The sequence below is a fragment of the Flavonifractor sp. An91 genome (genome assembly GCF_002159225.1).
In the GTDB taxonomy this organism is placed as follows: domain Bacteria; phylum Bacillota; class Clostridia; order Oscillospirales; family Oscillospiraceae; genus Flavonifractor; species Flavonifractor avicola.
In genome coordinates this window covers 115,717-135,296 of sequence record NZ_NFHA01000003.1, presented here as the reverse complement: position 1 = coordinate 135,296, position 19,580 = coordinate 115,717, and the positions used below count along the sequence as shown (strand labels likewise).

Genomic DNA, 19,580 nt, shown 5'->3' with positions numbered 1-19,580 from the left:
CATGAGTGAAAAGATCGCCACCCGCGTGGCATATGGTAAGGCCCTGGCCGAGCTGGCCGACCAGTATCCCGACCTGGTGGTGCTGGACGCCGACCTGTCCGGCTCCACCCAGAGCGCCTTTTTTGCCAAGGCCCACCCTGAGCGTTTTTACAACATGGGCATTGCTGAGGCCAACATGACCGGCGTGGCTGCCGGTTTGGCTACCTGCGGCAAAATGCCCTATACCCATACTTTTGCCATGTTCGCCACCGGTCGAGCCTATGAGCAGGTCCGTAACTCCGTGGCCTATCCCCGTCTCAACGTGAAGATCGTGGGTTCCCACGGCGGACTGTCCGTGGGTGAGGACGGCGCCACCCATCAGTGCATCGAGGACTACGCCCTCATGCGTACCATCCCCAACATGATGGTGGTCTCTCCCTGCGACGGCCCCGAAATGCGTCTGGCGGTAAAGGCTCTGCTGGACTATGACGGACCGGCCTATCTGCGGCTGGGCCGCCTGGCGGTAGACAGCATCACTGATGAGGTGCCCGGCTACTCCTTCCAGCTGGGCAAGGGCTCTCTGCTGCGGGATGGCACCGACGTCACCGTCATTGCCACCGGCATGATGGTCCAGATGGCCTATGCTGCCGCTGAAAAGCTGGCGGAGGAGGGCATCTCCGTCCGGGTCATCGATATGCACACAATCAAGCCTCTGGACGGCGAGATTGTGCTGAAGGCTGCCCTGGAGACCCGTTGCATTGTCACCTCTGAGGAGCATACTGTCCTCAACGGCCTGGGCTCCGCAGTGGCGGAATTCCTGGCCGAGCACTGCCCGGTGCCTGTGGTGCGTCATGGCGTCAACGATGAGTTCGGTCGCTCCGGCGCTGCCAAGGCGGTGCTGGAGGCCTACGGCCTCACCACCGAAGGTATCATCGAGAAGGTACGTCAGGCCCTGAAGCTGAAGAAATGAGTGACATCCGACTGATCTGCCTGGATATGGACGGCACCCTGCTGGACGACGACCACGCCACCGTGCCCCCCAGAAATGTGGCCGCTCTCCGGGCGGCGGCAGAGCGGGGGGCGGCGGTGACCATCGCCAGCGGTCGGGCCTGGTCCCTGCTGCGGGCGGTGGACGCCCAGATTGGCGTTACCCGGTACGCCGTGCTGTCCAACGGCGCGGCGGTGCTGGATGTGGCCACGGGGGAGTGGATTTACCGCCGGCCCATGGACCCGGCTGCCCGCCGTACCATCCTCACCCTGCTGCTGGACTGGGGCCTGCCCTTTGAGGTCTACTGCGAGGGAGAAAACTATATTCAGGCCGACCGTACCGAGCAGGTGGTGGGCAGCGCCCTGTCCCCGGAGTTTGCTCAGGTACTGCGTTCGGTCTCTCACTTCCCGGAGGATCTGAACGCCGCCCTGGAGGGCAAGGCGGTGGAGAAGATCCATATCTTCCGCGTACCCCCGGAGCGCCGGCAGGAGCTGCTGGATGTGGTGGAGGATTGCGGCCCCCTGGCGGTGACTACCTCCTTCGGGGAGAATATGGAGCTTACCGCCCCCGGTGTCAACAAGGGCTCGGCGGTTCAGGCCCTGTGCGAAAAGCTGGGGCTGGAGCCGGACCAGGTGATGGCCTTCGGCGACGCGGGCAACGACCTGGAGCTGTTGGCCTGGGCGGGCTGGTCCTTTGCCATGGCCAATGCCAGTGCTGAGGCCAGGGCCGCCGCCCGCTACCTCACCGGCACCAACCGGGAGGGCGGCGTCGGTATGGCTGTGGAACAGTATCTGCTGAATGCATAATCAAACGGCGCATGACCATTGTCATGCGCCGTTTTTCCTCATAGTTGATTTTAGCGGGCGACAGAAGAAAAATCGGGCTGCTGTTCCGGTTCGGTCTGACGGATTTTATGAAGGTACCGCAGCAGGAAGAACAGGGTAATAAGCAGGCAGATTCCCTCGGAGAACAGGGGAGAGAGCCAGATGCCCGTATCGCCCAGCACTTTGGACAGGACCACCAGGCAGCCGGAGATGAGCACCAGGCCCCGGCCAAAGGAAATAGTGAGAGCAGGGAAGGGGTGCTCTATGGCGGTAAAGAAGCCGGAGATCAAGACGTTGAAGCCCATAAGCAGGAAGGCGGGAGCATAGAGCCGGAGCGCATTGACGGTGTATCCGAAGAGCGGATCGGCCGGCTCCAGAAACAGGCCTACAATGGGACCGGCCAGCAGCTGGCAGATGATGAAGAAGCCTACTCCTGCCACTGCCACCAGCTTGATGCCGTAAGACAGGAATTTGTGGCACAGGGGCCGCTGTCCCGCGCCAAGATAGAAGCTGGACAGAGGCTGGACCCCGTGGGCAGTGCCGATCATGGTCATGAGCACCAGAGTGTTGACATAGCTGATGATGGTGTACGAGGTGAGGGCGGCCTCGCCGGACACCTGCAGGATAGTCTGATTGAACAGAAAAATGACCAGGCCGTTGGAGAACTCGCTCAGTCCGTCGGAGGTGCCCAGAGGAATGATCCGGCGGTAGGCACCGAAGTCGGGCTTGAAGCGGCCAAAGCGCAGAGGGTTGGGGTGGCGCACGAAGTAGATGACAAAGATCACAGTGGAGGTGACCTGAGACAAGCCGGTGGCCAGAGCCGCACCCCACACGCCCCAGTGGAAGTGCATCACAAACACATAGTCCAGCACCACATTCATAATGGCACAGGACAGTACGCCGATGGTGCTGACGTGGGGGGCGCCGTCTGCCTTCACCTGAACCTCAAGGTTGTAAGACACGGTAAAAAAGACGGAGAAGCAGGCGATAATACCTACATATTCCTTTACCAGCGGCAGCAGGTCCCCAGTGGCGCCCAGGAACAGAGCTACGCGCTCCAGGTTGAGCAGCACGACTGCCGTCAGGACCAGAGACAGAACAATGACCACTGCCAGGTTCTGATTGAAGTAGTTGCGGGCTTTCTCCTCATCTCCCTGTCCCAGCGCCAGGGACAGGACGGTGGAGGTGCCGGTGGCCAGCAGGATGCCGATGGTGAAGATGAGCGACACGAATGGCATGGACAGATTCACTGCCCCCAGAGCGTGGCTGCCCACGCCGTGAGCAACGAAAATGCCGTCCACCATGGTGTACAGGGAGAAGATCCACATAGAGACGATGGATGGAATGGTAAACTTGAAAAACTTGGCGACCAGATTCACGGGTAAAACCTCCTCTTACTGGGGATATGATAAACCCTCGTACCATCCGAAAGTCAAGAGAGGGAGGCAAAAAAGTTGAAAGAATTTTATCAGATCCATGAGTTGGCCAAATTATTCGACTTGTGTCCTGATACTCTGCGCTATTATGAGGAGAAGGGGCTGCTCCACCCGGTGCGGGGAGAGAACCGTTACCGAATGTACGGTATCCAGGATGTGTGTACTCTGAATATCATTCGCTCACTGCGGGAGCTGGATCTGCCCACCCGGGAGATCGGAGCTTATCTGGAGCGGCGGAGCGTAGGGGAGACCCTGGAGCTGCTGGACCGGGAGGAGACGCTGCTCAAGCGTCGGATGGAGGAATTGGAGGCTGCACGGAAGGAGGCGGCAGAGCGTCGAGCACGGTTGGAGCGCTACCGCATGGTGGAGGCCGGATATGTAGAGCTTGTCCGGGAGCCGGAGCGGCCCTACGTCTTTCTGGAAAAGGATTTTATTCTGGAGAAGGAAGTGGACTTCCAGCTCAAGCGGCTGGAGCAGCGGCATCAGGATTACATCCAGGTCATTGGCAGCCAATGTATGGGGGCCCAGGTGGACGAGGAAAGTCTGAAAAAAGGGATCTTCAATCATTTTTCTCGGGTCTTTTTCCTCACCAGCTCTGGACTGCCCTACGATGATATACTGCCCGGAGGTGAATATGCCCGGCTGTACTATCGGGGCGAATATGATCGGATGGAGGAGCATCTGGGAACGCTGCTGACGGGAATCCAGGAGGCTGGGCGGATACCAGAGGGGGCGCCGCTGGAGCTCTACCGCATCGACGCCCATGACACCAACCGCCCGGAGGAGTACGTCACCGAACTTCAGGTGCGGGTCTGTGCCCTGTGACCCTGGATTTGATATGGTGCATCAAGGCAGGACAAGAAACTTTTTACAGCAGCAGCACGTCTATGACATGACGGGACTCCCGTCAGATGCAGCGTTTGGCAGGAGGAGATACACATGAAAAGAATTGGTACGACTGCTGTTGTCCTGACGCTTTTATCTGCAATGTGCCTGAGCGGCTGTTCACAGGCTCAGCCAGATGCCGTGGATACCAACAGTCCCAGCATTGAGACACCATCCCCCACTCCGTTGCAAAGTGAAGCGCCAGCCTCGCCGGAGCCAATGGATGAGATCTATCCCGTGAGTACCCAGGAGAAGGCAACTCAGATCCTGGAGCGGGCATATGAAGGATTTGTGCAGGAAGTGCCCTTCCGCTTTACGCAGGAAGACCTGCCCTTTCAGGAGCGTTCCATTCTGCTCCAGAACGCGTCCAATGAGGTGTTGAGCGCCCGGCCGGAGCTGAAATATGCCTACGCCCTGGAATGTACGGAAGGAGTGGATGGGACAGTCTGTAAGATTTCGTATATGCCGTATAAACTGGGGTATCCGGACGGCAAACCGGAGGGAGCCGTGGAAATCAATACCCTTGCGGAATTGGTGAAGGCGGCGGACGCCGCTCTTAGTGAGGAAGAGATTTCTATTGTGATCCGGGACCCGGAGCTGGTGGTGGATGATATGCAGCGGGCCCTGCAGTTGGCGGGGTATGGCTATATATTGTATACGCTCAACAGCGACGCCACGGCAATCCAAACTTTTCCAAGCGATTCTGAAACGATTGAGCAGAGTGTTGGGAAGATACAGGAGATCCAGAGTATCGCAAAAGAGACTGCGGCGACAATCCTGACCGATACCATGGATGATGAGGAAAAGCTTAAGGCTATTTATCGCTTTACTGTGGAAAATACCACGTATGACTACCGATATTATCAGAGCCCGGACACGTTGCCCTATGAATCCAGGACAGCTTTCGGACCATTGCAGAACGGAACGGACATCTGCGGCGGGTTTTCCTGGGCATTTCGTGTGCTCTGTGAAGAGGCCGGCATCCCCTGCTGGAACGTCACCGGTACCGGAGCAGGGGAGGAGCATATGTGGAATTGCGCTCTGCTGGATGGTGAATACCGCTACTTTGATACGACCTGGGACGCGGGACGCCCGGATGAGAGCCAGTGGAGGTATTTTGGACGAACGGAAGAGGAAATCTCCCAGGATCATTTCTGGGGAATCGGCCAGAAGGAGCTGATACAGGGGCTGACCCAATCATAAGATTGGGACAAGGCTTTGCTGTATAGGGACAAACATTGTCGGAATACAGTGGGACCATGGAGGTGTGACAAATGATTCCTGCATGGATCCTGCTGCTGCTCAATCAGGTTTTCTTTACCCTTCGCCTGTCCGGCGGGGGAAACGGCTCCTTTCCCCGACCGCTGAAAGCGGAAGAGGAACGCCGGTATCTGGAACAGGCTGCTCAGGGCGATCTGGAGGCCCGCAACAAATTGATCGAGCACAATCTGCGCCTGGTGGCCCACATTGTTAATAACGGTTGAAGCAAACGACAAATCCGAGTGTAGCGGCGGTGCAAAGCTACTGTCAGGCTCAGTGCGAGTGGATGGCTATAACCGGCATTTGGACATCCTCTATGAGGCCAGTATCTTGTTGCCTGCATGATACAGAGCTGGAGATGCCCCCATGAATTTTATATGGACAAGCCCGAGAATCCATTGTGGGACAAGGGTTCTTGGCTTTGCTTGTGGAAAAGTTGCTTTGGCCCTTGTATCACACATCGCTCACTGCATCAATCATGGTATCACCTTTGCTTGAGCGATGAATTTCAAATCGAATATATCAGTATCATATTATTTGTTCAAGGAGAGCGTTTTGAATACGCTCTCCTTTTTTGATAGGGGGTGATCGTTATGGCTTCCGTGGAGCTTTCTTATTATTACGGTTATGAAGCAGAACAGTTTTCATTTTACCGTATCCCCAAGCTGCTCTTTACAGACAGCCGGTTTGCTGGCATATCGACAGATGCCAAGCTGCTCTACGGCATCCTGCTTGACCGCATGAGCCTGTCCATGAAGAACGGGTGGCACGACGAGCAAGGCCGGGTATATATCATATTTACCCTGGATGACGTTGCGGAGACGCTTGGGTACAAGACAGAGAAGGCAATCAAGCTGTTCAACGAATTGGACACCAAGAAAGGAGTTGGTCTGATTGAGCGGGTAAGGCAAGGTCAAGGACGGGCCTCCCTGATCTACGTCAAAAACTTCGCCGGAGAAAAACAGACTTCGGAAAGACCGAAATCAAGACCTCGGAAAAACAGAGGTCAAGACTTCGGATAATCGAAGGTCAAGACCTCGGAAAAACAGAAGTCAAGACTTCCGAAAAACAGAAGTCAAGACCTCCGAAAAGCAGAACTCTAAACCTCGGGAAATCAGAGGTCAAGACCTCGGAAAAACCGAGGGTAATAAGACTGAGTATAGTGATACTGACTGGAGTAAAGAAAGAATACATACCGAAAAAAGAATAAGAGAGCCTGCCCTTCAAAAGGGCAAGCTGACAATCGAAACGGAGGTGTTATAAATGCACACAATCGCACTGGCCAATCAAAAAGGCGGCGTCGGCAAGACCACCACGGCAGCAAGTTTGGCCATTGGTCTTTCTCGGCAAGGTAAAAAAGTTCTTCTAGTTGACGCAGATGCTCAGGGTAATCTCACCCAACTTCTCGGTTGGGAGCAGCCGGACGAGCTGAACCCTACCCTGGCAACGGTCATGGGGAAGATCATCACCGATAAGCCCATTGAGCCGCACGATGGCATTCTGCACCATCAGGACGGCGTGGATCTGATGCCTGCCAACATAGAGCTGTCCGCCACCGAGGTAACGCTGGTCAACACAATGAGCCGGGAGACGGTCTTGCGGCAATATCTCTCTACCGTCCAGAGGGACTACGACTATGCCATCGTGGACTGTATGCCTTCCCTGGGGATGCTGACCATCAACGCACTGACAGCAGCCAACAGCGTTATCATCCCGGTACAGGCTCACTACCTGCCCGCCAAGGGCTTAGAGCAATTACTTAAAACCGTAATGCGGGTAAAGCGTCAGCTGAATCCCGGACTGGAGATCGGCGGCATCCTGATGACGATGGTTGACAGCCGCACCACTCTTTCCCGTGGCGTTATTGAGCAAATCCGGGTAGCCTATGGAGGCAGGGTGTTCCACAGCGAAATTCCCCGTTCTATCCGTGCCGCTGAGATCAGCTTGGAGCACAAAAACATCTTTGAACACGACAAGGAGGGACGGGTAGCAAGCGCATATGAATCTTTTACCAGGGAGGTGATGAACCTTGGCAGGCAACGTCAAAAACATGGGCCTGGCCTCACTCGATGATCTGTTCAAAAGTGAGCAGGAACGGCAGCAGGACACCCACGAGCGCATCCTGAACATACCCGTCGGTGAGATCTACCCCTATGCCAGACAGCCATACTCCATCAAGCGGCCCACGCCGGATCTGGTTCGGCTTATGGACAGCATCGAGCAGGTGGGGGTTGCGGAACCGCTAATCGTCCGCCCCCGGACGGAGGGCGGCTACGAGATTATCTCCGGCCATCGCCGTGACTATTGCGCCAGGACGGTGGGTCTGGAAAGCCTGCCGGTTATCATCCGGGAGTACACGGACGATGAGGCTGACATTCTGGTGGTGGACTATAACATCACCCGTGAGGACTTGCTGCCCAGTGAAAAGGCCAGGGCGTACAGCCTGAAGTTGGAGGCCATGAAGCGACAGGCCGGACGACCCTCAAAAGAAAATGGGGGCCAAGTTGGACTCCATTTTATCCGTGGAAAATCGAAGGATATTTTAGCTGAGCAAGTTGGCGAAAGCGCAACCCAAATACAGCGGTATGTAAATCTAACAAAGCTGATCCCTCCCCTGCTGGAGCAGGTGGACAACGGGATTTTGAAGGTCACGCCCGCAGCGGACTACATTTCCCATCTGAGCGAAAAAGAGCAAACTGCCCTGTTGGTCATCATGGAACGGGATGAGGTATCTCCCAGCCTGGGACAGGCCAAGCGTCTTAAGGAACTGAGTGAGGAGGGAAAGCTGGATGCCAATGTCATGGAGGTGCTTCTTCGGGAGGACAAGTCCCTGGCCCGGAAAGTGACCTTAAAAAATGATCGCCTGCAAAAATACTTCCCGCCCAGCTATACCCCCAAGCAGATGGAAGAAGTAATTATCCGGCTCCTGGATCAGTGGCAGAGAAAGAAAATGCGGGAACAGGAGCGATGATATGAACGAGATGGATCAGATTCTTATGCGGGAGCATCATTTAGAGAACGAAACCCTTTCCTTGAAGGCAAAGGGTTTATTCTCTATCATGCTGCTTCAGGAACCGACCTGGAATTTCACTGTCCGCAATTTGGCAGAACTGAGCCGGGATGGGATCGAGGCGGTTGGCAATGCCGTTCGTGAGCTGGAGAAAGCCGGCTATGTGGAGCGGCACCGGGAATACAGTCCGGAAGGGCATATCAGCGGAGTGCGTTATATACTGCACAGAACCCCATGTCAGGGAAAACCGGCACCGGAAAATCACCAGCCGGAAAACTAAATCAAGTTGTGATAAGCGGCTCGTAGGGCCGTTTTTTGTTGCCTAAAAGGAGGTCAAAATGAGCGGAGCACTACCGGAACAATGCTGTTCTATCCTGCCCAGCACCGGGGAACTGATTGTGATTAAGCGAGGCGAGCGTGGGTACTACCGCAGCGAGTGGAACACAGACAGTCGGGAGGAAAACAAAAACATTGCGGACTTCACCAACAGCCGCATGGGGATCACACTGGCGCAGCTGGAAGCCATGATCTGCGGCTCCATGTGCGGCTGGGATGTCCCCGGCGCACAGCCCCAGTTCTATCTCGACAGGGCATCCAAGGAAAAGAGCGTTGCCATCACCGGCCACATCAAACATCCCGTCTTGTCCACCTATTTCCCAGTGAAGGGGAAACTTCACACCTACCACATCATGGGGGCGGATGCCTATTACATCGACTTTTCCTCTATGCCCAAGATGATGATGGAAGAACGGCTGGGTTACACCTACCACCCCAACTTGGTCACAGGAGAGCTTATGATCCCCGTCTCTTATCAGCAAGGGCAAAACGGAAGCTATACCCTGTACCTGGGGAACGGCTCTTTCCATCATACCACGGAACAATATAAAGGCTACACGATGATGGCATCTGTGAGCATGGAAGATCGTGAAATTGCAGTGGGGTTCCACTCTCAGGATTCCCACCAGTATGCTGTTTGGGACTGGCAACCAAATCACAAGCCAAATCCTGCACATACGAGCTTTACAGAGTACGCAGAAGCCATGAAATGCTTTGAAACACACGTTACCATGCTTTACGCACTGCATCGCCATTTGCGGCGGGAAACTCATAAACAGAAAGATTCCACAGGAAGGGAGCGTTAAAGATGGCTGTCCCCGAAATGGCGGGGGATTACGAAATCCTCCAGTCCATCCGTTTGGGCGGGCGCATGATGCTTCTGGGCTACAATCCCAGGGACAAGGAAACGCCCTACATGACCTGTTATCAGCAATATAACCTGCTGGGTGAGAAAATCTTTCCCCAGGCTGTTGCCGGTGACAGTTATATCGAGATCATGCAAATTTTTCTGAATCGTTTGCAGGAGCAGCAAAAGGCGGTGGCGGAATTCCGGGAGAAGCGTGCTGTACCCATTGAGGTGCTAGGAGCCGAGCATTGTCGTGAGCGTGGCGAGAAAGAATCCCTGGAGGGCAAACTTGTGATTCTCAGACCGACCAGCTTGGCGGCTGAGTACCGCACGGCAGATTGCCAGCTTGGGTACGCAGTCGGCGGCTTTGGGTGCAGCTCAGGAGCAAGAGGCAGAGCCGTGTACTTTCAGGAGCTGTTTTCTGGTGAGCGGTGCCGGTGGGATGCCTCGGATGTCCTGGGGATTGCAGATCTCACCAAACTGCCCGATTGGGCGCAGGAAAAGATGAAGGAGCATGACCGCACCCCGCCGAAAAAAGCGAGAGGAGGGCATGAACGATGAGCCAGGAACCCATCAACATTGCGGGCGTATGCGCCTTTCCCAATCCAAATGGAGTACGGGATATGCGGTTTGTAGACTGCAACTACAATACGCTCTTTCTTTTGCCCAATCACAGCAGCATCATTATGACAAAGCCGGACGGCACCCAGATGAAGCACCAGTGCTCCTACATCGACGATTATCACATCTACATTGGGCAGTGCGGCTTCCACATCATGGAGTTTGCGGAAATGGCGTGGCGTAACGGCTACACCTATCTGCCTGAGCATCCGAGAGAGAAGGACTGCTGCGACACCTACGCACTCTACCAGCTCAAAGATGTCATCAAAACAGACTACTTCTGCTGTGCCTACGACCGAGCCAAGGGGCGGATCAGGCCCGCCGATTACCGCTGTGTGTATCGTTGCAACCTCGGCCCTGGAACGACGCTGGAGGATCTTCGCAAAAAGCACAGCATGGAGCACCGGCCCGGAGGCAGCACCCTCCGCTCTCTCTGTGACAGCGACATTCTGCTGGTCAATCAAAGTGGCAAGCAGGCCGCCTACTATGTGGAGGCCGAAAAATTCCAGGAGCTGCCCGATAGCTTTGCGGCGCAGTTTTCCCAGCAGGACAAGCCGGAAAAGAACAAGCACAAGCATGAATTTGAACGATAGGAGGAAACATGGCGAGCAAGCTGCAAATCGTCACGGAGTTCAGTCAGAAGAAAACCCTGGAACTGGCCTCTGCGCGTGGAAACTGGCAGCGGTACTTAAAAACTGCCGCCAGGATTTATAAGTACCCCTTCCGGGATCAGCTTCTGATCCACGCCCAGCGTCCCGACGCCACCGCCTGTGCCACCATTGAGTTCTGGAACAGTCGGATGGATCGCTGGGTAAACCGGGGCAGCAGGGGCATTGCCCTGTTGGATGACTCCGGCCACAAGACCCGGCTCAAGTATGTCTTTGATGTATCTGACACGCACCCTGGGCGTCACCGCCCCCAGGAGCCGCAGCTCTGGCAGATGGAACCCGCCTATGAGGAAGCCGTGCTGGAATCTATCAGCAACAGCTTTGAGGTAGAGCGAGAACCCGGCATCTCCTTCGAGGAACAGATCTGTTCCATGAGCCAGGCGATTGCGGAGGACAATCTGACCGATTACCTGGAAGAACTGTGCAACATCAGGGAGGACAGTTTTCTGGAAGATCTGGATGACCTGAATCTCTCCGTGCGGCTGAAAACCTTGCTGGCAAACAGCCTTGCTTATACGGTGCTGACCCGCTGTGGCTATGACGCAGACCGCTACTTCGATGAGACGGATTTTGAATTCATCCACGATTTCTCTACCTATGAAACGGTATCTGTTCTGGGCAACGCCTCCAATTCCATCTCAAAAATGGTGCTGCTGGAGATTGGGCGCACCATTCAGCAGCAGGAGCGCACTGCAAAATTTGCCAAGCAGCGAAACCCTGTGTATGATAGAGCCACAGAAGAACAACCCAGGGCGGCACGAAAGGAGAATGAAATCTATGACCGAGGAACTGACCTATACACAGATCGGGGAGTACCTGTATCCCGACCTGACCTTGCCAGAGACGGAGGAAGCCCCGATGGGCAAGTACGGGATGCTACACAAGACGTACCTGAAGGAGAACAAGCCGATGCTGTACGACCGGCTGCTGCTGGCGGGCAAGCTGGACGGGCACCTGATGGACATCGACCGGAGGGCCACCGAGATGGTAGAGCAGCTGACGAGAGAGCTGGCACAGCAGAACCGGGTGGACGAGGAGATGAAGGCCACCAATCAGATGGCGTGGGTACAGGCCATGAACAACTTCAAGGCATCGGCGGAGGAAGTGGTACTCCGGCAGCTGATTTACAGCTAATCCCCCCAGCGGAACAAGTTCATAACGCACCTACGGAAGCGGAGAATGTATTGCCTACATCCTCCGCTTTTTTTGTTGGACAGCAAGCGGTTGACCAGTTCCTGCGCTACGGCGGCAATACGGATCAGCTGCGGATGAGGGTGATCCATCTGTTTCAGATGGACATTCCCCTGCCCCTTATGATCACCCGCCTCCAGGCCCTCTATCACGGCGGCAACGGCATCACCACGGAGCACGGCCCCATGGCCGCATGGTATGACGAGGACGGCATCCACCTTGCCAATGGAGATCGGGCCAGATATGAAGCCAACGCCCAGGTCATCCCCTGGGAGAGTGTGGCCCAGCGCATCGGAGAGCTGCTGGAGGCCGGTCAGTTTGCCAGCAACGTGGAGCTGTTGGAGGCCGACGGGTATGAGCGCAGCCTTTTGGCGGAAAGTCTGATTTATCTGTACCGTGACCTAAACCGGGAAGATCACCCGAATGATTTCCTTCCCTGCCTGACCGACGGAGCAAAATGGCTGGACTTTCCGAAAGATCAACCCCGCCTTTCCGACCTTCTGGCAGACCCGGACTTCCGAAAAACTCTGCTGAACGAATACCGGACATTTCTTGCCGCCTATCAGGAAGATCGCTCTATCATGCGCTTTCACTACCACGATTTTCGTGGTGTGCTGAACCGCCTGGAGGAACTGGACTTGCCCCGCAAGACCTTCAGCACCACCTTGACGGAACTGCCCGCCATCATGCCCTTTATCACGGAGGACGAGATTGACGAGGCCCTTTCTGGCGGAAGCCACTTTGAGGGCGGGCCGAAGCGGATCTACGGCTTCTTTCAGGAGCCGCACGACACCAAGGAAAAGGCGGACTTTCTGCGGAAGGAGTACGGTACAGGCAGTAATTCCCACGCCCTGTCCAGGTCTGGATACAGCCATGAGGACTACGACAGTAAGGGTATCCGCTTCACCAAACGAAACTGCCCGGAAATCAATCTCTCCTGGGTGAAAGTCGCTCACCGTATTGAGAATCTGGTGCGCAAAGACCGCTACCTCTCCCCGGAGGCCATGGCGGAGTATGAAGATGAGCTTGTCAGCCAGAAGGTGCCGGAGGGCCAGGAGCCTACCCCCATGCAGTACAACGCCGTCAAGGAGCGATACCCCGACCATGTGGTGCTGTTTCAGGTGGGAGATTTCTATGAGCTGTATGGAGAGGATGCCAAGGCCCTTGCGCCGGAGCTGGGACTGACCCTGACCACCCGCCCCGTCCCTGGGGTTGGCCGAGTGGAAATGTGCGGCCTTCCCGCTCACCGGCTGGAGCACTACACCAACCGGATGCGGCGCAACCATGATGTCCTTGTTTCCTCCCTGCCCGCAGGGGCAACGGAGCGCCGTGAAACAGTCATGGAGCGGTTCAGCGGCCCCCGCCGGTATCAGATTCCCTTGGGCAGTACGGTCTACATCGGCACAAAACCCTATGAGATGCAGTCTCTTGGGGAAACTACCGTCACGCTTTACGACCCGGAATTTCCGCTGTTCACCCAAGAGTTCCCCCGTGCTGACTTTGATCGGAAACTGGAGGAAAATCCACTCAACGAACAATATTTCCTGCCTGATATGCCCCAGGAACAGGCACAGCCCACTGATACACGGGATTACAGCGGCAACTATCGCCTGCTTGACCGGCTGCGCACCGACTGTGAGTATTTTCTGGGAGAAGGCCATCGAAACGAGAAGCACCTATGGGCCGGAAATGTGTCCGCACAGATCCACAAAATGCGGGAGTTGTACGATGCTCTGCCCGAAAAACCGAACTGGCTCACCAGGGAGCAGATCGAGGATTACGCCGACCGCATGGCCGCCCGGTATCAGGTGGCTGTCTACCACCACTTTGAGAACGGCTTTGATGAGCGGTTGGATTATCAGACCCTGGAAGAAGCGGAGCGAGTGGCCCAGGGGTATGTGGACGGCACCATGGAGGATGATGGCTTTCGTTATGACGGTGCTGCTGTCTATGACCTGAAGGAGGAGCGTTACCTTCGCATTATCGGAGAGTACCCTGACCCGGCAGCACACGCTCAGGTCAGGGAAAACGCTTTGGAGCATCTAGTCCCGGAGCAGGGACAAGCGGAGCCGCTTCCCGACCTGGAAGCCGAGGTAAAGGCGTGGGAGGCGGAACAGGCCGCAAAAAAACAGGCCGTCATTGATACCCTCTCAGACAGGGAGAAAATTATCGTTCAGGCCATGGAAACCGCCGGTTTCCTGTTCACCCTATGGGAAGGAAGATCGGAGATCACATTTTCCGCAGGGGAATTTGGGTACCCATCAGTCTTTAAGACTTGGGATGAGGCGTATGAGTGGATCAACGAGGCGCAGCTGAAGGATACTCCCGGCCTTCGGGAACAGGTACAAGCTATCCTTCACCCGGCCCTGGATGAAAAGGGCCAGCTTTCCCAGGCGGCTCCTGCGGTTCAGCACGAATTGACCAATGAGGAATACGCCCAGGCCAACCTGATCCCCGGTGAAACTGAATTTGAGCAGGATGGGCGCAGATACCGGGTACACAGCGTAGATCTTGCCACCAATCAGGTGGAGTTGACCGACCTGACCTTTTCGCAGTCGGCGGGATTTCCCATCCTGCGAATGGAGTACATCGGCACTATCCGGGCCTACCTGGAAAATCCGGCCCCGCTGGAGCCGCCCAAGGAACCCAAAAAATCCCGTACCGCAGCACTTTCCAATGTCCTCTACCCGGAGCAAACAGACCGCCATGACCACCACATCACAGATGATGCCCTTGGGGTTGGGACACCCAGCCAACGCTACCAGAACAACATCGCCGCCATCCGGCTCTTGAAGCAGCTTGAGAGCGAGGAGCGGCTGGCCACACCGGAGGAGCAGGAGGTTCTTTCCCGGTATGTGGGATGGGGCGGACTGGCGGACTGCTTTGAAGAAACCAACCGCAACTACCTGGAGCTGAAAAACCTGCTTTCCCCGGAGGAATACGAGGCAGCGAGAGAATCCACCCTGACCGCCTTCTACACGCCCCCGGTGGTCATCCGTTCCATGTATCAGGCCCTGGAGCAGATGGGATTTGAGACAGGAAACGTGTTGGAGCCGTCCTGCGGCACCGGCAACTTCCTGGGCATGATACCGGAGCGTATGTCTGGCTCCAGGCGCTATGCCGTTGAACTGGACGAGATCAGCGGACGGATTGCCCAGCAGCTCTACCAGACCGCCTCTGTAACCATCCAGGGCTACGAAAAGACCAACCTGCCGGACAGCTTCTTTGATGTGGCCATCGGCAACATCCCCTTTGGCAACTTCAAGGTGGCCGACCGGCGCTATGACAAGCATAACTTTCTGATCCACGACTACTTCTTTGGCAAGACCCTGGACAAGGTACGCCCCGGTGGTATCGTGGCCTTCATCACCAGCAAAGGCACCCTGGACAAGGAAAACCCTGCGGTGCGCAAATACATCGCTCAGCGGGCCGACCTGCTGGGTGCCATCCGCCTGCCCAATGACACCTTCAAGGGCGCTGCTGGCACGGAGGTCACGTCTGATATTCTGTTCCTGCAAAAGAGAGATTCTCTCATAGATATTGAACCCGACTGGGTGCATCTTGGTGTCAATGAAAACGGCCTCAAGATGAACCAGTATTTCATTGACCACCCGGAAATGATTCTGGGTGAGATGCAGGAGGTCAGCGGCCCCTATGGGCCTGAGACGGCCTGTATCCCCTTCGAGGGCCAGGAACTCTCCGACCTGCTGACTTCTGCCATCGGCAACATTGGCGGCTCCATCCAGGAGTATGAGCGTGAGGAGGCGGACGAGCTGGAGGAGGATCGCTCCATCCCGGCAGACCCCACCGTGCGCAACTTCTCCTATACTATCGTGGATGGAGAGGTCTACTACCGAGAAAACAGCCGCATGAATCCGGTGGAGGTGTCCACCACCGCCCTGGGGCGCATCAAAGGCTTGATCGGCCTGCGGGACTGTGTGCGGCAGCTCATTGAGTACCAGACCGAGGATTACCCGGATTACGTCATCAGCGCCGAGCAGCAGCGGCTGAACGGCCTATATGACACCTTTGTGGAGAGGTATGGCCGTATCTCCCAGCGGGCCAATAACTCCGCCTTCCACTCGGATAACTCCTATTTCCTCCTGACCTCTCTGGAGGTTACGGACAGCGACGGCAACTTCATCCGCAAAGCGGATATGTTTACCAAGCGCACCATCAAGCAAAAGGTCAATGTCAGCCGGGTGGACACCGCATCGGAGGCTCTGGCCCTGTCTCTGGCAGAAAAAGCCTGCATTGACATCCCCTATATGACCAACCTGACCGGAAAAGACGAGGCAACCCTGGTGGAAGAACTTCATGGGGTGATGTTTCAGCTTCCCGACAAGGTGGATGATGAGGGGAAGCCTATCTATGTGACAGCGGACGAATACCTTTCCGGCAATGTCCGGCAGAAGCTGCGGCAGGCGGAGGAGGCTGCGGAAGCCGACAGCCGGTTCCGTGTCAATGCCAAGGCCCTGAAAGCCGTGCAGCCGGTGGATCTTACCGCCAGTGAGATCTCCGTGCGCCTTGGTGCCACCTGGCTCCCGCCGGAAGATGTAGCACGGTTCATGTTTGAGCTGTTCGACACCCCCAACTATGCCCGCTTCAACATCAAGGTGCATTACTTCAAGATGACCGGCAACTGGAACATCGAGGGTAAAAGCTACGACCGCTCCAGTATCAAGGCCAACAACACCTACGGCACCAACCGCATCAGCGGCTACAAGATCGTCGAGGAAACCCTCAATCTGAAAGATGTGCGGATCTTCGACTATGTGGAGGACGCTGATGGCCATAAGACGGCGGTGCTCAATAAAAAGGAAACCGCCATCGCTCAGTCCAAGCAGCAGCTGATTAAACAAGCCTTTGCCGATTGGATCTGGAAAGACCCGGAGCGCCGGGAACGGCTCTGCAAGCTCTACAATGAAACCTTTAACTCCATCCGGCCCCGTGAGTACGATGGCAGTCACCTGAACTTTGTGGGTATCAACCCCGAAATCACCCTGCGGCGGCACCAAGTGAACGCCATCGCCCACATTCTCTACGGTGGGAATACCTTGTTGGCACACGTAGTGGGGGCTGGAAAAACGTTTGAAATTGTTGCCGCCGCACAGGAGAGCAAGCGGCTAGGGCTGTGCAGCAAATCTCTCATTGCCGTCCCCAACCATCTGACTGAGCAGTGGGCCGCTGAATATCTCCAGCTCTACCCTTCTGCCAACATTCTCGTGGCCACAAAAAAGGACTTTGAGCCGAAAAACCGCAAGAAGTTTTGCGGGCGCATTGCCACCGGCGACTACGACGCCATCATCATCGGGCACTCCCAGCTGGAGAAAATCCCTATGTCGCTGGAGCGGCAGCGGGCTATCCTGGAGGAGCAGCTGAGGGAGGTTTTAGACGGCATCAGTGACCTGAAGCGGAGCAACGGGGACAACTTCTCCATCAAGCAGATGGAACGCACCAAAAAGGGCTTGAAGGCCAAGCTGGATAAGCTCAACGACCAGAGCCGCAAAGATGACATCGTGACCTTTGAGGAGCTGGGTGTGGACAGGCTTTTCATCGACGAGGCACATAATTACAAAAATTTGGCCGCTTACACGAAAATGCGTAATGTGGGCGGCATCAGCCAGACGGAAGCACAGAAGTCCAGCGACCTCTACATGAAGTGCCGCTACCTGGATGAGCTGACCGGGGGCCGTGGCGTGGTCTTTGCCACCGGCACCCCTATCTCCAACTCCATGGTGGAGATGTATACCATGCAGAAATACCTCCAGCACGATACCCTGCAAGGGAATGATCTTCTGCATTTTGATTCCTGGGCCTCCACCTTTGGCGAGACAGTGACCGCCATAGAGTTGGCCCCGGAGGGCACCGGCTACCGGGCCAAGACCCGGTTTGCCAAGTTCTACAATTTGCCGGAATTGATGAGTATGTTCAAAGAAATCGCAGATATTCAAACGGCTGATATGCTCAATCTCCCCGTGCCCAAGGCCAACTACCACCATGTGGTGCTGAAACCCTCCGAACATCAAAAGGAGATGGTGGCAGACCTCAGTGAGCGGGCCGAGCGTGTCCGCAATAAGATGGTGGACAGCAGCCAGGACAATATGCTCATGATTACCAACGATGGCCGTAAACTGGCGCTGGATCAGCGGCTGGTTAATCCGCTGCTGCCGGACAGCGATACTGGCAAGGTCAGCGCCTGCGCCGACAACATCTATGAGATCTGGCAGCGCACCGCTGCTTGGAAGTCCACCCAGCTTGCCTTCTGTGACCTCTCCACTCCCAAAAACGACGGCAGCTTCAACGTGTACGATGATCTGCGAGACAAACTGATTGCCAAAGGCATCCCCGCCGAGCAGATCGCCTACATCCACAACGCCAACACCGAGCAGCAGAAAAAGGAACTGTTCGGCAAGGTGTGTAACGGAGAAGTCCGAATACTGCTGGGCAGCACTGCAAAGATGGGGGCCGGAACTAATGTCCAGAAGAAGCTGGTGGCCTTACACCATCTGGATTGCCCCTGGCGTCCGGCAGATCTCCAGCAGCGGGAGGGCCGCATCATCCGCCAGGGCAACGAGAACAAGGAGGTTGAAATCTACACCTATGTGACGGAGAACACCTTTGACAGCTATCTCTACCAGCTGGTAGAGAGCAAGCAGAAGTTCATCGGCCAGATCATGACCAGCAAATCCCCTGTCCGCTCTGCCGATGACATTGATGAAACGGCCCTCAGCTATGCGGAAATCAAGGCCCTGTGTACCGGCAACCCCTACATCAAGGAGAAGATGGATCTGGACATTGACGTGGGGCGGCTGAAGCTACTGAAGGCCAACCACCTCAGTCAGAAATACAGCTTGGAGGATCAGATCCTAAAGAGCTTCCCCAAGAGCATCGCCAGTTTGGAACAGCAGATTGCCGGTTATAAAAAAGACATGGCACACCTGGCCGAAGAAACAAAGCCCAACCCGGATGGTTTCTCACCCATGGTGATTCAGGGAACAGAATATACCGAGAAAAAGGGCGCTGGCACAGCGATCCTAGAAGCGTGTAAAGCCATGACCAGCCCGGAGGCCGTTGTCATTGGTGCCTACCGTGGCTTCACCATGGAGTTGTCCTTTGACACCTTCCGGCGGGAATACCAGCTTGCCTTGTGCCATGAGCTGCGCCACACGGTCACATTGGGCACGGACACCTATGGCAACCTCCAGCGTATAGACAACGCCCTGGAGGGCCTGGAGAGCCGTCTGAAGGACTATGAGCAAGCCCTGGAGGACACCAAGGCCCAGCTGGAAACCGCCAAGGTGGAGGTGGAAAAGCCCTTTGCCCAGGAGGAGGAGCTGGCCACCAAGTCCGCCCGTCTGGAGGAACTGAACGCCCTGCTAAACATGGATCAGCGGGACAATGAAATGGCCGAGCCATCGGCTGAGGAAATGGAAGAACAGAACGACCGGAACGCCCCTCGCCGCAGCCGTGGGGTGGAGCGTTAGATATGAGCGGCACCCAGTGACATGGGTGCCGCTTATCGAAAGGAGGTT

At 55.9% G+C, this 19,580-nt stretch carries 15 protein-coding genes and 1 pseudogene; 14 read left to right on the top strand and 2 right to left on the bottom strand.

Annotated elements, in window-relative coordinates; genetic code table 11:
• Position 1: 1 nt before the first annotated feature.
• Together B5G42_RS03430 and B5G42_RS03425 are read left to right on the top strand one after the other, a co-directional pair.
• Complete coding sequence (locus tag B5G42_RS03430; protein ID WP_087187983.1) at positions 2 to 949, top strand: transketolase family protein; 948 nt, start codon at positions 2 to 4, stop codon at positions 947 to 949.
• A complete protein-coding gene (locus B5G42_RS03425; protein ID WP_087266622.1) occupies positions 946 to 1,773 on the top strand; it encodes a Cof-type HAD-IIB family hydrolase in 828 nt (275 codons plus the stop codon). The genes B5G42_RS03430 and B5G42_RS03425 overlap by 4 nt, the downstream gene beginning before the upstream one ends.
• 50 nt (positions 1,774 to 1,823) lie before the next feature.
• Here the strand turns inward: B5G42_RS03425 and B5G42_RS03420 are convergent, their stop codons facing one another.
• The gene (locus B5G42_RS03420; protein ID WP_242961117.1) at positions 1,824 to 3,170 is read right to left on the bottom strand and encodes an MATE family efflux transporter; all 1,347 of its coding nucleotides are present in this window, start codon (positions 3,168 to 3,170) and stop codon (positions 1,824 to 1,826) included.
• A gap of 75 nt (positions 3,171 to 3,245) precedes the next feature.
• On the opposite strand from B5G42_RS03420, the gene B5G42_RS03415 reads away from it, so the two are divergent.
• From B5G42_RS03415 to B5G42_RS03370, 10 genes and pseudogenes are all read left to right on the top strand, one after another.
• Positions 3,246 to 4,052 carry a MerR family transcriptional regulator gene (locus B5G42_RS03415; RefSeq protein ID WP_087266620.1) on the top strand — a complete coding sequence of 269 codons (807 nt, stop codon included), beginning with the start codon at positions 3,246 to 3,248 and terminating at the stop codon, positions 4,050 to 4,052.
• 114 nt (positions 4,053 to 4,166) lie between these two features.
• Positions 4,167 to 5,315: a transglutaminase domain-containing protein gene (locus tag B5G42_RS03410; RefSeq protein ID WP_087266618.1), complete on the top strand. Its 1,149-nt coding sequence runs from the start codon at positions 4,167 to 4,169 to the stop codon at positions 5,313 to 5,315.
• Positions 5,316 to 5,386: 71 nt separating this feature from the next.
• A pseudogene (locus B5G42_RS03405) lies at positions 5,387 to 5,584 on the top strand (RNA polymerase subunit sigma-70); the annotation flags it as partial.
• A 381-nt stretch (positions 5,585 to 5,965) separates the two neighbouring features.
• Complete coding sequence (locus B5G42_RS03400) at positions 5,966 to 6,394, top strand: replication initiator protein A (protein WP_207757853.1); 429 nt, start codon at positions 5,966 to 5,968, stop codon at positions 6,392 to 6,394.
• Positions 6,395 to 6,635: 241 nt separating this feature from the next.
• Positions 6,636 to 7,445 (top strand): ParA family protein, encoded by an 810-nt coding sequence (locus tag B5G42_RS03395; RefSeq protein WP_087266614.1) that lies wholly within the window; start codon positions 6,636 to 6,638, stop codon positions 7,443 to 7,445.
• Entirely contained in the window at positions 7,402 to 8,343 is a 942-nt protein-coding gene (locus B5G42_RS03390) for a ParB/RepB/Spo0J family partition protein (protein WP_087266612.1), read from the top strand. The genes B5G42_RS03395 and B5G42_RS03390 overlap by 44 nt, the downstream gene beginning before the upstream one ends.
• 1 nt (position 8,344) lies before the next feature.
• Positions 8,345 to 8,662, top strand: a complete 318-nt coding sequence (locus B5G42_RS03385; protein ID WP_087266610.1) for a hypothetical protein — start codon at positions 8,345 to 8,347, stop codon at positions 8,660 to 8,662.
• A gap of 58 nt (positions 8,663 to 8,720) precedes the next feature.
• Complete coding sequence (locus B5G42_RS03380) at positions 8,721 to 9,524, top strand: hypothetical protein (RefSeq protein ID WP_087266608.1); 804 nt, start codon at positions 8,721 to 8,723, stop codon at positions 9,522 to 9,524.
• 2 nt (positions 9,525 to 9,526) lie between these two features.
• Positions 9,527 to 10,126, top strand: coding sequence for a hypothetical protein (locus tag B5G42_RS03375; protein ID WP_087266606.1), 600 nt, complete (start codon positions 9,527 to 9,529; stop codon positions 10,124 to 10,126).
• Positions 10,123 to 10,779: a YodL domain-containing protein gene (locus B5G42_RS03370; RefSeq protein WP_087266603.1), complete on the top strand. Its 657-nt coding sequence runs from the start codon at positions 10,123 to 10,125 to the stop codon at positions 10,777 to 10,779. The genes B5G42_RS03375 and B5G42_RS03370 overlap by 4 nt, the downstream gene beginning before the upstream one ends.
• A gap of 95 nt (positions 10,780 to 10,874) precedes the next feature.
• Here B5G42_RS03370 and B5G42_RS03365 read toward each other — a convergent pair whose 3' ends face one another.
• Positions 10,875 to 11,438: a hypothetical protein gene (locus B5G42_RS03365; RefSeq protein WP_087266601.1), complete on the bottom strand. Its 564-nt coding sequence runs from the start codon at positions 11,436 to 11,438 to the stop codon at positions 10,875 to 10,877.
• Between the two features lie 193 nt (positions 11,439 to 11,631).
• Here B5G42_RS03365 and B5G42_RS03360 point away from each other — a divergent pair, with 193 nt between their 5' ends.
• A complete protein-coding gene (locus tag B5G42_RS03360) occupies positions 11,632 to 11,988 on the top strand; it encodes a TnpV protein (protein WP_087266599.1) in 357 nt (118 codons plus the stop codon).
• A gap of 50 nt (positions 11,989 to 12,038) precedes the next feature.
• Positions 12,039 to 19,532 (top strand): LPD11 domain-containing protein, encoded by a 7,494-nt coding sequence (locus B5G42_RS03355; RefSeq protein WP_162611030.1) that lies wholly within the window; start codon positions 12,039 to 12,041, stop codon positions 19,530 to 19,532.
• Positions 19,533 to 19,580: the final 48 nt, after the last annotated feature.